11 protein-coding genes and 2 pseudogenes are annotated in these 13,480 nt (G+C 44.1%); 5 read left to right on the forward strand and 8 right to left on the reverse strand.

The genetic code is table 11. The features are described 5' to 3' along the window. Nucleotides 1-145 precede the first annotated feature (145 nt). A pseudogene (locus tag AB4585_RS11265) lies at nucleotides 146-922 on the forward strand (hypothetical protein); the annotation flags it as partial. An 86-nt stretch (nucleotides 923-1,008) separates the two neighbouring features. Here the strand turns inward: AB4585_RS11265 and AB4585_RS11270 are convergent. The 3 genes from AB4585_RS11270 to AB4585_RS11280 form a co-directional block, all read right to left on the reverse strand. Next, on the reverse strand, nucleotides 1,009-2,232 hold the full coding sequence (locus AB4585_RS11270) for a DUF819 domain-containing protein (RefSeq protein WP_372169838.1): 1,224 nt from the start codon (nucleotides 2,230-2,232) through the stop codon (nucleotides 1,009-1,011). A 540-nt stretch (nucleotides 2,233-2,772) separates the two neighbouring features. Continuing rightward, entirely contained in the window at nucleotides 2,773-4,698 is a 1,926-nt protein-coding gene (locus AB4585_RS11275) for a monovalent cation:proton antiporter-2 (CPA2) family protein (RefSeq protein WP_048608770.1), read from the reverse strand. After that, a complete protein-coding gene (locus AB4585_RS11280) occupies nucleotides 4,698-5,315 on the reverse strand; it encodes an NAD(P)H-dependent oxidoreductase (protein ID WP_046223961.1) in 618 nt (205 codons plus the stop codon). The genes AB4585_RS11275 and AB4585_RS11280 overlap by 1 nt, the downstream gene beginning before the upstream one ends. A gap of 303 nt (nucleotides 5,316-5,618) precedes the next feature. Between AB4585_RS11280 and AB4585_RS11285 the strand changes: the two genes are divergently transcribed. Next, a complete protein-coding gene (locus AB4585_RS11285; RefSeq protein WP_372155147.1) occupies nucleotides 5,619-6,695 on the forward strand; it encodes a low specificity L-threonine aldolase in 1,077 nt (358 codons plus the stop codon). A gap of 102 nt (nucleotides 6,696-6,797) precedes the next feature. Here AB4585_RS11285 and AB4585_RS11290 read toward each other — a convergent pair whose 3' ends face one another. After that, nucleotides 6,798-6,923: a hypothetical protein gene (locus AB4585_RS11290; protein WP_017060906.1), complete on the reverse strand. Its 126-nt coding sequence runs from the start codon at nucleotides 6,921-6,923 to the stop codon at nucleotides 6,798-6,800. Between the two features lie 247 nt (nucleotides 6,924-7,170). Between AB4585_RS11290 and AB4585_RS11295 the strand changes: the two genes are divergently transcribed. Further along, nucleotides 7,171-7,605 (forward strand): YccF domain-containing protein, encoded by a 435-nt coding sequence (locus tag AB4585_RS11295; protein WP_004730224.1) that lies wholly within the window; start codon nucleotides 7,171-7,173, stop codon nucleotides 7,603-7,605. A gap of 104 nt (nucleotides 7,606-7,709) precedes the next feature. On the opposite strand, the pseudogene AB4585_RS11300 reads toward AB4585_RS11295, so the two are convergent. From AB4585_RS11300 to AB4585_RS11310, 3 genes and pseudogenes are all read right to left on the reverse strand, one after another. Continuing rightward, a pseudogene (locus AB4585_RS11300) lies at nucleotides 7,710-8,633 on the reverse strand (hypothetical protein). A gap of 195 nt (nucleotides 8,634-8,828) precedes the next feature. Continuing rightward, nucleotides 8,829-9,977 (reverse strand): L-threonine dehydrogenase, encoded by a 1,149-nt coding sequence (yiaY, locus tag AB4585_RS11305; protein ID WP_102428336.1) that lies wholly within the window; start codon nucleotides 9,975-9,977, stop codon nucleotides 8,829-8,831. A gap of 260 nt (nucleotides 9,978-10,237) precedes the next feature. Further along, nucleotides 10,238-10,390 (reverse strand): hypothetical protein, encoded by a 153-nt coding sequence (locus tag AB4585_RS11310; protein WP_372155149.1) that lies wholly within the window; start codon nucleotides 10,388-10,390, stop codon nucleotides 10,238-10,240. 234 nt (nucleotides 10,391-10,624) lie between these two features. Between AB4585_RS11310 and yjjG the strand changes: the two genes are divergently transcribed. After that, on the forward strand, nucleotides 10,625-11,299 hold the full coding sequence (gene yjjG, locus AB4585_RS11315) for a pyrimidine 5'-nucleotidase (RefSeq protein WP_065584585.1): 675 nt from the start codon (nucleotides 10,625-10,627) through the stop codon (nucleotides 11,297-11,299). 159 nt (nucleotides 11,300-11,458) lie between these two features. Beyond that, nucleotides 11,459-12,391, forward strand: a complete 933-nt coding sequence (gene yddG / locus AB4585_RS11320; RefSeq protein WP_371721354.1) for an aromatic amino acid DMT transporter YddG — start codon at nucleotides 11,459-11,461, stop codon at nucleotides 12,389-12,391. A 47-nt stretch (nucleotides 12,392-12,438) separates the two neighbouring features. Here the strand turns inward: yddG and AB4585_RS11325 are convergent, their stop codons facing one another. Further along, on the reverse strand, nucleotides 12,439-13,335 hold the full coding sequence (locus tag AB4585_RS11325; protein ID WP_017060900.1) for a cation diffusion facilitator family transporter: 897 nt from the start codon (nucleotides 13,333-13,335) through the stop codon (nucleotides 12,439-12,441). Nucleotides 13,336-13,480: the final 145 nt, after the last annotated feature.

Here is a 13,480-nt window from a genome sequence, read left to right on the forward strand (position 1 = left end):
ATAATGCTCAGGTTGGTGAAACCTACGCCATGATTAAAGCGTTGAATAAGCTCACAGGGTTAGGTATGCCTAAAACGATAGAAATAGCCTAATAATCACCCATACTGGCCGTTTCTATCTGAGATCCAATTAGGAAACAAAGCCATCTGAAAGCGATCAAGCAGCAGAACAGGCAGCAAAGGAACTTGCAAACCCAAACACAGCTTACGCTAGCCTTAATTTAAAGCTCCAGTATTCAGGTGGTTACGATGGTGGAGGGGACAGTTTCGCTACAGTATTACAGCCGACACTGCCGTTTCCCATGGATAACGGCGACAAAGTGATCTTCCGCCCGGCCATCTCTTATGTACAGAACGATTTCCATGTGGACGCACCAGCAAGCTCGCAACACACGGAGCAGTCAGGCTTTACAGACATCTCATTTGATTTAGCTTATGCGCCTAAAATGGAGGGCGGTACTATTGTCGCGTTCGGTATCTTTGCTTCGTTGCCAACGGGCAGCAGTGACTTAACAGCGGATCAATTTGCTGTCGGACCAGAGTTTATGGTCGGGAAAGCGAGTAGCGAGCGAGTTGTCGGTATGTTCCCAAATCACTTGTATGGTGTTTCTGGAGACGGAGCCGACCATTCTGATACTCGAATCAACAGGACGTCGACACAAGTGTTTTGGGTGGAGATCTTAGGAGGCGGTTGGACGGTGGGCTCTGCACCAACATTCTCGTACGACTGGAATAAGGATCTGGCGGAAATTCCGTTAAACATCAGTGTTAGTAAAACAACGGTTCTGAATGGACGCCCTTGGAAGTTTGGCATTGAAGCGAACTATTACCTTGAGAAAGACGAAAAAACGCGTCCAGATTTTATGTTGAGCTTTAATATCAGCCCTGTGGTGGAAAATAAACTGACATCTTTGTTCGATTAAGCCGTTATTTGAAATACAGTTTTAGAAACGAAAAAGGCTGAACGATCATCGTTCAGCCTTTGGTGTTATTGGATTAAGCGATTCTATTAACCAGCAGCAACTTGCATGATGAGACCACAGATGTAAGCGCCGTATGTACCGAGAGCATAACCCAATACCGCCATTAGGATACCTACTGGTGCCAATGCTGGGTGGAATGCAGCCGCGACGATAGGTGCCGATGCAGCGCCGCCTACGTTAGCTTGGCTACCTACAGCCATAAAGAACAATGGTGCACGAATTAGCTTCGCCATCACAATCATTAGAAGGGCATGGATAGTTAACCATGTAATACCAATGAAGAAGTAACCTGGGTTGTCTAATATAGCTGTCACATCCATTTGCATACCGATAGTTGCAACTAGGATGTAGATGAACGCTGAACCTACTTTAGACGCGCCGCTGTGCTCAAGGCTACGTGTAGATTTGAAGCATGAAGCGATCAGCGCGAACGTTGTCACCATTACGATCAGCCAGAAGAAGCCAGATGTTAGGCTATATTTCGCAAGCTCCGGCGCGTTGGTTGAGATCCATGGTGCAATCATGTCACTGAATAAGTGAGCTAAACCCGTCAAACCGAAAGCAATTGCCGTGATCTTCATAAGATCGGTTGTTGTTGTTGGGCGAGCGTTCTCTTCTTGGTATTTAGATACCGTCTCTTTTAGCTCTTCGATAGCTGATGTGTCTGCTTTTAACCATGCATCAATTTTCTTCTGGCGACCTGCCATGATAAGTAACACGGCCATCCAAATGTTCGCACAGATAACATCAACCGTAATCATTGCAGAGAATAGTTGATCATCAACCTCGAACACTTCTTTCATTGCTGCTTGGTTCGCACCGCCGCCGATCCAAGAACCAGCGACAGTTGTAAGGCCACGCCATACATCGCCAGATACGAGGTCAGGGTTAACTTGATCGATAATTAAAATCGCCAAAGGGCCACCAATGATGATGCCGACAGTACCCGTTAGGAACATGATGACGGCTTTTGAGCCAAGGCCGAAGATTTTGCGTAGGTCAGCTGAGATGATCAGTAGAACGAGTGCGCTTGGTAATAGGTAACGACTTGCAACAAAGTACAGCTTTGAGTTTGATGCGTCGATGATGCCTAGGCTGTTCAATAGAGAAGGAACAAAGTAACAGAGCAATAGACCCGGAACGAACGAGTAGAATTTTTTCAGTGCGCTATTTTGGCTACTTTCCGTGATAAAAACACCGCCAAGAATAACAGCTAACATGCCCATTATTACAGCATCATTAGTAATCATTATTATATCTCCTTTAAGGTGAGCGCAAAGGTCTCACTTTTTGAATTGCAGGACTATACCGACAACCGCCATTCGTTACAAATTGTAACGATAGACATATTTTGAAATGTTTATGTTAATTTTGATAGTTTGAATTTGTGAATGTTGTGCGTTATTTATTTGATTGATGAATGGGTTTGTTGGGGCTTTTGCGGCGCATTTCGATATATGCAATGTAATTCAAGCCTTAGTTAGTGGTCGCTATGAATTGGGTGGGTGCTTGAATGGTAGGAATGAGTGCATATATAGCCATGTTTATGGTGTGGTTTATGCAGGGGTGGAATGTTTCAATAATGTAAAAATTGAATCCACTTTTGCTATGTGGTCAGAAATTAAAAATTTTAGCTAGATCACACAAATCTCTCGGATTACGAGTTTCAGCACCCGCTACTTATGCTCATTTGACGTTTTGTAGGGGGTAAATGAAAGAAAAAGCGGCTTAAATAGCCGCTTTTGATGGTTGAATTGCATGGTTATCTAGAGCTGAAGTCTAGATGCCGTTTAAGACTCTTCTTCCTCAAAGCCATCTGCATAGCCTTTTGGTGGTGGTGTCCAACCACGTTCAGAGCGAGAGTGTTTGTCTGAACGGTCTTTTTTCATATCTTCTTTCATTGCTTCTTCAAGGTGAATGAAGATTTGTCGGTAGTTGTTGTCGTAGCGTGGGTTCTCTTCCGCTTCAGACCAAGCTTGATAGAGCTTTTCAGACTTACGGCTTTCAACGCGTTGATACGTCGATTTTTGCTGTTCAACGAAGAATGGGTGATGACCCAAAGAGCGCAAGGCTTCTGCACCCATTTCAAGAGCAGAATGGTAGGTCTCTGATTCCACAAAGTCTGCACCTGCTTCTCGTAAGCGATAACTATGACCACGGTCGAATGCGCGGGCTAAGATTTTCACTTTAGGGTAGGTGTGTTTAACGTATTTGACCAATTCAACGCTTGAGTCTTGATTATCGATTGCTACTACTAGCATCGCGGCTTCTTCGATTCCGGCGGTATGCAATAAGTCGTGACGTGTCGCATCACCAAAGTAAGATTTGATATTGATAGAGCGTAGTAAGTCTACTTGGTTCGCTTGGTGATCAAGAACCACCGTATTGACATCGTTCGACACCAACAAGCGGTTAACGATTTGACCGAATCGACCAATGCCCGCAATGATAACGGTACCTTTCTCTTCGATGGTATCTTCTTCGCGGTCGTTAGATTTTTGTTCGTAACGAGGAAGAATCACTTTATCAAATAGAATGAACAGCCCTGGTGTTAGGAACATTGAAAGTGCCACAACCAGCGACAATGTTTGAACGATGTCAGCAGGTAATACGTGGTTTTGAGCTGAGAAGCTTAGTAGTACAAAACCAAACTCACCGGCTTGCGCCAAGCTCAGTGTAAACAGCCAACGGTCACTGTTTTTGATTTTGAAGATCAATGCCAACGTAAATAGCACCAAGGCTTTAAGAAGCATAACGCCAAGAGTGAGGCCAATGATCAAACCAAAGTCGTTGAATAGAACATCAAAGTTGATGCCAGCACCAACGGTAATGAAGAACAAGCCAAGTAGCAGCCCTTTAAACGGGTCAATATTAGACTCAAGCTCGTGGCGGAATTCACTGTTCGCTAAAACCACACCCGCAAGGAAGGTACCCAAAGCCGGTGATAGGCCGACTAGGCTCATCAGTGCAGCAATACCAATCACCAACATCAGTGCGGTTGCAGTAAAGATTTCACGCAGGCCTGAGCTTGCCACGAAGCGGAACAGTGGACGACTCAAGAAGTGTCCGCCGACCACAACAATCGCAATAGATGCTGTGATCACAAGGCCATAAGCCCAACCGGGTAGGCCAGCAACAAGACTTAACTCTTCATGATGATCAGAGGCCGAAGCGACCGCGCTTTGTGCAGCTTCAATTAATTCTGGCAACGCTAATAGAGGAATGAACGCCAACATAGGGATGACGGCAATATCTTGGAACAGTAGGACTGAAAAAGCGTTCTTGCCGCCTTCTGTTTTGGATAGCCCTTTTTCGTTAAAGGTTTGGAGTACAATCGCGGTAGATGACAGTGCGAAGATCAAACCGATAGTCAGCGCAATGGTCCAAGGTTGTCCGAAGAAAAGGGCGATACCCATTACAATCGCGGTAGTGCCACCAACTTGCAGGCCACCCAGCCCCATCAGTCGGTTTCTCATTGCCCAAAGCATCTTAGGCTCAAGTTCAAGGCCGACCAAGAACAGCATCATAACCACGCCGAACTCGGCAAAGTGTTGGATGGTTGTGGTCTCTTCACCCACTAAGCCGATGATTGGGCCAATCACAACACCAGCAATGAGGTAACCTAATACAGAACCAAGACCAAGTCTTTTGGCAATAGGCACGGCAATAACTGCTGCGACTAAGTAGATAAACGCTTGTAGAAAATATCCCGTCATTATTTAACCTCTGCCATTAGTTCTTCTACGTAGTGGTTGAGTTTTTCTGCTTTGCTGGCTTTCTTAATATTGATCTTGCCGGCAACCAACGCCTCTAACAGCACTTTATAGCTATCGACATGCTCTTGAATGCGGTTTTCTTCCAACGCGGTACGCGAGCCAAATAACGCAAAGGGCGCGAGATAGTTCATCCCACACAGAGAAGCAGTTTGTTCGATTGGGTGAAGCAGCTCTCGAATAGTGAAATGGTTGTAACCATCACTTTGGTAGGCATCTTTTTTACCACCTGCAGTAATGCTACATAATAAGTTCTTACCCTGTAGTTCATTGCCATCGGCGCCGTAGGCGAAGCCGTATTCAAGAACAAGGTCTTGCCACTCTTTAAGAATTGCCGGTGTTGAGTACCAATACAAAGGAAACTGAAAAATGATGATGTCATGGTCTAACAGGCGTTTCTGTTCACGGTCGATGTTGATTTTAAATGTCGGATACTCGGCATAGAGATCGACACAGGTAACACCGTCAACGCGTTTGGCTTGTTCAAATAAGGGTTTGTTTGCTTCAGAACGATGTTGAGAAGGGTGGGCGAATAGCACCAAGACTCGATTTTTCGACATATAGCCCTCTTTGTCCATTAACGAATAATATTTATTGGAATTATAGTTATACAATAATAGAAGAATGGTTGAACAACAACGAATTAGCCCATACTTCTTTGTTTAGATACGTGTGCTTTCTGCGTTTAATTATATAAGACACCAGTCATTTTGTGTCTTTCAGGCACAAGTAGCCGATGACTGAGTAAAACTAATTATTCACGAATAGTAAAAGCGAATGTGGGCATTTTATGTCACCGTTGGTGGGTAACGTAAATAATCCAATAACCCTACATAGAACGATAATGAATAAAGGAAAAAACTATGAGCATGGACTTGCGTCAACAATGTGATTTGTTGCTTTCTGGTCATCTAGAACCGACACCAGCACAAACATTCGCTCAGATGGCTGAATGGTGTGAAACACACAATGTGAGCCATGATAGCTACGGTGATGGCGAGTTTATCGAGAGCTTTGAAAATAAGGTCGCAGAGCTGCTTGGTTATGAAGCCGCCGTGTTTGTTATTACCGGCACCATGAATCAACCCACAGCATTAGAAATTGCCTGCCAAGAGAAAAGAAACCCGGTAGTAGCGATGCATGAGTCGAGTCATATCATTCGCCATGAACGCCAAGGGTATCAGCTCCAAAATCGTTTCAACGTGCTTCCGGTCGGCAATGTATTTCGCACTTGGAATGTTGATGACTTAAAGGCATGGCCTGATGAGATTGCAGCCGCTCTATATGAATTACCCATGCGTGAAATCGGCGGCCAATTACCAGAATGGGATGAGCTTGAAGCGATCAAGCAATACTGCAAAGAACAATCGATTCACCTTCATATGGACGGTGCACGTTTGTGGGAATGCGGCGCGTATTATCAAAAGCCATACAGCGAGATTGCTCAGGGCTTCGATAGTGCTTATGTTTCGCTGTACAAAGGTCTCAATGGCCTTGGTGGTTCGTTATTGTTGGGCGATAAAGCCTTTGTCGCGAAAGCATCGGCGTGGATGAAGCGCCAAGGTGGCAATGTTTATCACCGAACGCCTTATGTGGTTTCAGCAGCAATGCAGTTTGATGAGCGATTAGAGTTGATGCCATCACTGTTTGAGCGAACAAAACAGATCTACCAAATCTTATTAGACTATCCTCAGTTCACTGTTAATCCGCAGCAACCGCAGGTCAACATGCTTCACCTATATTTACCTGTGAGCTATGAAGACGGCATTATTGTGAGAGATAACATAGCGAAGAAACACAAGATTTGGATAGGAAACCCAGCGATCAGTGAGTTGCCAAACCAATGTAAGATTGAATGGTATGTAGGGGATAACCTACTAAATTTGCCTGATCATGAGCTGATAGACATTCTAGATTTTATTAGCGAAGAGCTGATTTGATTAACGAAGAGCTGGCTGAAGAAGAACTGATCTAATTGGAACTGAAATGGATACAGGAAAGGGTTCTTATATCCATTTATATAGCTAGGATGTCCGGCTCTGTTACATATACTGGTTGATGTACACATCAACTAAGAACATGAACACTGGAACCGTACTGAGAAGTCCGAAGAAGACGATTGGCACCCAGTTTTTCATTTTCTTTTTAGGTTGCTCAGTGTTATTCATAAATTCGGCCTTAAATTCGTTGTTGAGTCTGTTTAGCTTTTTGGTACTAAAAATCTAAGTGTATGGTATCAAATAAATGGGTTTAGCCCTATGTAGATTTAGAGAACCGTGGTGTATATCAATCACATAAAATGTAAGTGATTCATAAACGGTTCATAAAGGTTCAACAATAATGAACCTATTACAACAAGCATTGCCTTACTCGGCATATCAAATAAACAGCATTTAAAGATTTGGAGAATACAGAATGAAAACAATAGGAAACATCATTTGGTTTCTGTTCGGTGGCGTATTTATGGGACTAGCTTGGTGGTTCTTCGGACTGCTCGCATTCCTAACCATCGTTGGTATTCCATGGGGTAGAGCGTGTTTCGTTATGGGTAACTTCTCATTCTTCCCATTTGGTCAGGAAGCGATTTCGCGTGATGAGCTAACCAATGAAATGGACATCGGCACGAGCCCGCTAGGCGTGATTGGTAACGTGATTTGGTTCTTATTTGCGGGTATCTGGCTAGCGATTGGTCACATCATGTCAGCTGTGGCGTGTTTCATTACCATCATCGGTATTCCGTTCGCGATTCAGCACCTTAAATTAGCGGTTATCTCGCTGGCGCCAATCGGTAAGACGGTTGTCGATAAACGTGAAGCAGAAGCGGCGCGAGTAAGAAATTACAAAGGTTAAGACTACAGTTTAAGCCTTATATAGAACTGAAAAAGCACATCACATGATGTGCTTTTTTGTGCCTCGTTTTCTATCTAACGATGCCCCAATCTCACAAACACTCACTAGACATTGTTGAACAAGACTTCAAGCCTAAGGGTGATGTTGGCTTCTTCCGTGTGTTTCTCGTAAGGCTCTCGTTCCCACTGGTAACGCGGGGTGACCTCGTAAAACAGCCATTCCTTCCATACATTTTCTCTATACGTTACCGACACTTGCGAATATTCGTTGTGGTTATACGGTTCGCTGGTCGCGGTTATCGTGGCGCTGTATTACAGAGCTTGGTCTTGAGAAAGGTAATGGTACAAGGTAATGCCCGTACCATACTCCCAGCCTTTGAGGTCATCGTTATAGCCAGCAAAGTTAGACCAACGCGCTAAGAAATCGTCACTCAAAGAGAGGTCAAAATCGATATCAGTGCTCTCTCCCGTCTCTTTCTTCTCTTGATACACACGTTGGGTTAGCCGGAATACTGCATCTGTGGTGAGCGGGTAGGTAAAACGATAGCGAGCCTCTATTCTTGGGCGTAATGTCGCTTTGATATTGAAACTACTGTAACCCTTGGCATAGGCGTCATAACGAAGGCCAAGTGCATTTTCTAACTCTTCAGAATCTTGTGGGAAGAAGTCTAAGAATTCTTCATCGCCAACAGACTCGTAGATTAGCTTAAGCCTTTTGCTGACAAAGGGTAAATGCAGGCGTGCGTTGAGCTTGGTGGAATAATCCACGTCACCGCCCTCAGAATAGATGAAATCATTATACCAACGTACAGAGGTTCCGGCTCTGGCGTCCTCGGTAATACGGTCATCCACAAAGAAGTTATCGAACCATATTGCGGGCTGACAAAACTTGCTGTTTAGGTAGTGGTAAGCTTTTTCGACGCGCGTGTCTTCTAACGGTTGGCTGTGACACTCATCCTGTTCCTCCGCGAAGGCAGAGTGGGAAACGAGCGATGCTAATAATGAGGAGTTAACTATCCAACGACTCAATGGAACCTGTTTGTCATTCTATGTATCAATAGTTTGACTATAACTAAGCAGTTATGACAATGCGACTTTTAAAGAGATTTATCTTAATCAGTGGCTATTCAAAACAGAGACTTGAATAACATATGGCAGGTAAAGAAAACGGGCTCAGTAGGTGAGCCCGTTTGTCGATAAGTTTATAAGTGACTTAATGGCAGATTACATTGCCGCTTCGAAAATCGCAGAGATTTCTTCGTGGGTCGCTTGTTTAGGATTAGTAAAACCACATGCGTCTTTCAGTGCGTTGTCAGACAGAGTAGGGATATCTTCTAGCTTCGCACCAAGTTGCGCGATACCTGTTGGGATGTTCACGTCATTTGCTAGTTGAACAATTGCTTCGATCGCAGCTTCTGCACCTTGCTCTGGTGACATACCTTCAACGTTAACGCCCATTGCTTTTGCAACATCACGTAGACGCTCAGGACAAACTTGCGCGTTGTAGCGTTGAACGTGTGGTAGCAAGATAGCATTACACACACCGTGTGGAAGATCGTAGAAGCCGCCTAGCTGATGCGCCATCGCATGAACATAACCTAGTGACGCGTTGTTGAACGCCATACCCGCCATGAACTGTGCGTAAGCCATTTGCTCACGAGCTTCAATGTCTTCGCCGTGCGTAACCGCTGTTCTTAGGTGTGCTTGTACAAGTTCAATGGCTTTAATCGCTACAGCGTCTGTAATTGGTGTCGCTGCGATAGAAACGTAAGCTTCGATTGCGTGTGTTAGCGCATCCATACCTGTTGCAGCAGTCAGTGATGCAGGCTTAGCAAGCATTAGTTCAGGATCGTTTACTGAAATAAGCGGTGTTGTGTGCTTATCAACGATAGCCATCTTAATGTGGCGCTCTTCATCAGTGATGATGCAGAAACGTGTCATTTCTGAAGCGGTGCCCGCAGTCGTGTTGATAGCGATAAGAGGCATCATCGGTTTTTCAGATTGATCGACACCTTCGTAATCTGCAATCTTGCCGCCGTTAGAAGCAACCAGAGCGATACCTTTTGCACAGTCGTGTGGAGAACCGCCACCTAGAGAAACAACAAAATCACAATCGTTGTCAGTCAGCAATTCTAGACCATCGTTCACGTTAGTGATGGTTGGGTTTGGTTGAGTGCCGTCGAATACAACTGCGTCTACGCCACGCTGGCTAAGAAGGTCTTGTACCTGCTTAACTACGCCAATTTGATTCAGGATCTTATCAGTAACGATCAGACCTTTTTTAAAGCCTTGAGACTGAATGCTATCAGCAGCATCCTTCAGACAGCCAGTACCCATGAAGTTGATTGTAGGGATGTAAAATGCAGTAGACATTGGAAAACTCCGTTAATTATGATTTTTAATTTCCTACATGTTGTCGGCATTCAAGTGGTCGACCATTGATCTGGAATAACTTTGATTCCGAACTACCACTTTGTGGCTAGTCGTTGTGATAGGGCTCATATAGCAATCGTTTTCATGGTTTTTGGCTGTGTTCTTTGTCAGTAGTGATTAGCGATAAATTGGCTCCACCAAGAGCAGAATGGTGCTCTATAACAATGAAAAATAAGGTTTTTCATTGAAAACTCTTCTAGTTAGGCTGGTGTCGACGTTTTATCTGAGTCATCGCTGCATTCAATTTCAGGTTCTTGTGACTCTTCAGAATCAAGCGTGTCTTCTGGCTCCTCGTCATAGTATTTGACAAGAAATGGGGTGAGCATGACAGATGACGGTAAGAAGTGTTTCATAATACCTCCCGGTACTTAAATGTATTTCTTGTATGGTATTGGTTTAATATGTGGCAAAATTTGCGATACATCATGAGTTGCGACTTGTTTTATATAAATTATTAGATTTATATACAGGCTCACAGATTTACGAGTAAAGTGATTGCCAGCCTACAAGGCGAAGAGAAAAATTAAGCAAAACTACGATAAAAACAAACACAGCACTGCTCAACAACGCGAATAACAGGACAGAAAATGAAGTACGATTGGATATTCTTTGATGCGGATGAAACCTTGTTCCACTTTGATGCTTTTCAAGGAATGAAGCTGATGTTCTCCCGTTTTGGTGTGGACTTTAGTGAACAGGATTATTCGGTTTACCAAGAGGTTAATTTACCACTTTGGGTAGATTATCAAGATGGCCGCATTACGGCAGCTCAACTGAAGCACGCGCGTTTTGAAAGCTGGGCAACAAAGTTAGAGACAACAACAGCAGAACTAAACAGTGCATTTTTGACCGCAATGGCGGATATCTGTTCTCTGCTCCCAGGTGCAAAAGAGTTGATGGAGTCTTTAAAAGGCAAAGTGAACATGGGTATCATCACGAATGGGTTTACCGAGCTGCAATCTATACGTTTAGAACGCACAGGCATGACAGATTACTTTGACCATGTGATCATCTCTGAAGAAGTCGGTGTCGCGAAACCAGACGCTGAAATCTTTGAACATGCACACAAGCTTGTTGGCTTACCAGCAAAACAACGCGTATTGATGGTCGGAGATAACCCGCATTCAGATATTTTAGGCGGCTTGGATTTTGGTATTGAGACGTGTTGGTTGAACAGCCAAGAGAAAGCAGCACCAGCAGGTATTAACCCTCATTATCAAGTTAAGTCTTTAGCTGACCTGCAAGCTCTGTTATTGGCATAATTGCTTTTAGATTTTTGAGTGAATGATTGATAGCCGAGTGCAGTTATGTGCTCGGCTACTTATTTTTACCTACTGTAAGTTATCGATAGTGGTGCTTAAGTCTATCTTTGCTTTAAGCTCGCTTTGATTACCCAATGACAATAAAGAAAAGGAAGAGGTGTGTTTAAATCTCATCGCCATAGCTGCTACGGCATTGCTGCCATTCTACTTTGGAGCTGCTTAATCGCGCTGTCTCGAAGCGTATCTGAACAACTGGGCCCAATCGGTGGTGCGGCCAGCCTTTACACGGTGAGTGCGCTGTTGTTGATCTGTGTTATGGGTCTACCAAAGCTGTCACGCTTTTCTAAGTCTTATTTGCTGATTGGCGGCACCTTGTTCGTTTGTTATGAGATCTTCTTGGCTCTGGCTTTAGGAATGGCAAACAATAGACATCAAGCCTTGGAAATGGCTGTCATCAACTACTTATGGCCAGCACTGACGGTGTTATTTGCGGTGCTGCTGAGCGACAAGAAAATTAACTGGTTGGTTTACCCAAGTATCTTCTTGGCCTTCTTTGGCGTCGCTTGGAGCATCAGCGGCGATCAGGGGCTTTCTGTTGAACAAATCGCTGCCAATGTTGCTACTAACCCAAAAACTTATTCAATGGCGTTTTTCGGCGCGATTATTTGGGCGGTTTACTGTAATTACACTCAGAAAGTGGCGAAAGGGCAGAATGCGATTGTGTTGTTCTTTATCGCAACGGCAATCACCTTGTGGATCAAATACGCATTGAGTAACGAAACCGGCATGGTGATGACAACCAGTGCTGCGATTGACTTAGTGTTGGCAGGCGTGTGTATGGGCGCAGGTTACGCGCTTTGGAATACAGCGATACTTGGCGGCAATATGGTCTTCTTGGCGACCATGTCGTATTTCACGCCTATTTTTGCGACCTTACTGTCTTCTATTATTTTGGGTTTGTCATTGAGCATGACGTTTTGGCAGGGCGTTTGTATGGTAACGATTGGCTCTTTAGCTTGCTGGTGGGTAACCAGAGACAAAAAGCCGACGGTTACGGCGTCGGCTTCTAAAAAGGTTCAATCAGAGTCTTAGTCAGCGAGAGGTTGATTGGTTAGCTCTTGGTTCTTAACTCTCGACTCTTAACTCGCGATATTGAGATTCAATTGAAGCTCATATGGCATCTTCGATAGGCGTCGCTTAAGTTGGCGGCGCGTACGTTCAATATCATCGACCGCAATCGCTTGTTGGTCGTTGGTATGAATATCAACATTGATTCGTAATTCTGGACCAACCTTAGTCACACCCATCAGCTCCAAATCTTGCTCCGCTTCTTTGTCTACCGCGACAACGTTCTTATCTACCGCATCACAAATATCTTTGTTTGCCGACATCATAAGCAGTTCGCGCATCGCCTCACGTAACATGTCGAAAGGAACTTTGATGAAGTAGAAAGACATTAGCAACATCATCATTGGGTCGGCATACACTGCGTATTCTGCAAGCGGAGAAAAAGTAATTAACCAAGCCGCTACGAAACCCGCTGTTACCGCTACACTCAGTAGCGTATCCATCTGCCACTGCTTAGATTCAGCCTGAATCAGACCTGAAGAAATACGTTTGCTCTTATTCGCGATGTACCACCAAGCGTAACCACAACCCAACACGTTGAAAATACCAAACAGAGTTGCAATAGAAGCATCAACTTCACGACCACCCGTCATTAGGGCACCAATCGCAGAGTAAAGTGAATAACCAACCACAAGCAGAATCACAACGGCTTTAATCGCAATCACAATCGGCTCGATGATAGCTCGACCGAACGGGAACTCTCTATCTGAAGGGCGGTTAATGTATTTTGAAGCAGCTAGTGACAATAAAGTTAACAGTAAGCTGATAAGAGAATAGACACCGTCAAACACTATGACCAGAGAGCCAACGAGAAGACCCAACACCAATCCGCCAATTGCGAAGCCTGATGCTAAAAGGGCTGAGAACAATAGTACTCGATTTTCGTTTTGACTTTTCCTGTCACACATAATATTTTCCAGATGTTTTTGATAACTTCATTGTTCTAATATCGAGCTAACTTTACAAACTTTATCTGATGACGTTTATATGTCTTATTTAATTAAAACATATAAATCAATAAAATTCAGTGACTTAAGGTTAGGGTTTGGTGTC

It is taken from the genome of Vibrio sp. 10N.222.49.C9 (assembly GCF_041474985.1).
Taxonomy (GTDB): Bacteria; Pseudomonadota; Gammaproteobacteria; order Enterobacterales; family Vibrionaceae; genus Vibrio; species Vibrio crassostreae_C.

What these genes read in the sequence shown, in the direction of transcription:
- AB4585_RS11275 (WP_048608770.1), bottom strand. Translation starts at nt 4,698, where the DNA reads ATGACGGGATATTTTCTACAAGCGTTTATCTACTTAGTCGCAGCAGTT.
- yiaY (WP_102428336.1), bottom strand. Translation starts at nt 9,977, where the DNA reads ATGTCTACTGCATTTTACATCCCTACAATCAACTTCATGGGTACTGGC.
- AB4585_RS11285 (WP_372155147.1), top strand. Translation starts at nt 5,619, where the DNA reads ATGAGCATGGACTTGCGTCAACAATGTGATTTGTTGCTTTCTGGTCAT.
- AB4585_RS11310 (WP_372155149.1), bottom strand. Translation starts at nt 10,390, where the DNA reads ATGAAACACTTCTTACCGTCATCTGTCATGCTCACCCCATTTCTTGTC.
- yjjG (WP_065584585.1), top strand. Translation starts at nt 10,625, where the DNA reads ATGAAGTACGATTGGATATTCTTTGATGCGGATGAAACCTTGTTCCAC.
- AB4585_RS11280 (WP_046223961.1), bottom strand. Translation starts at nt 5,315, where the DNA reads ATGTCGAAAAATCGAGTCTTGGTGCTATTCGCCCACCCTTCTCAACAT.
- AB4585_RS11290 (WP_017060906.1), bottom strand. Translation starts at nt 6,923, where the DNA reads ATGAATAACACTGAGCAACCTAAAAAGAAAATGAAAAACTGGGTGCCA.
- AB4585_RS11270 (WP_372169838.1), bottom strand. Translation starts at nt 2,232, where the DNA reads ATGATTACTAATGATGCTGTAATAATGGGCATGTTAGCTGTTATTCTT.
- AB4585_RS11295 (WP_004730224.1), top strand. Translation starts at nt 7,171, where the DNA reads ATGAAAACAATAGGAAACATCATTTGGTTTCTGTTCGGTGGCGTATTT.
- AB4585_RS11325 (WP_017060900.1), bottom strand. Translation starts at nt 13,335, where the DNA reads ATGTGTGACAGGAAAAGTCAAAACGAAAATCGAGTACTATTGTTCTCA.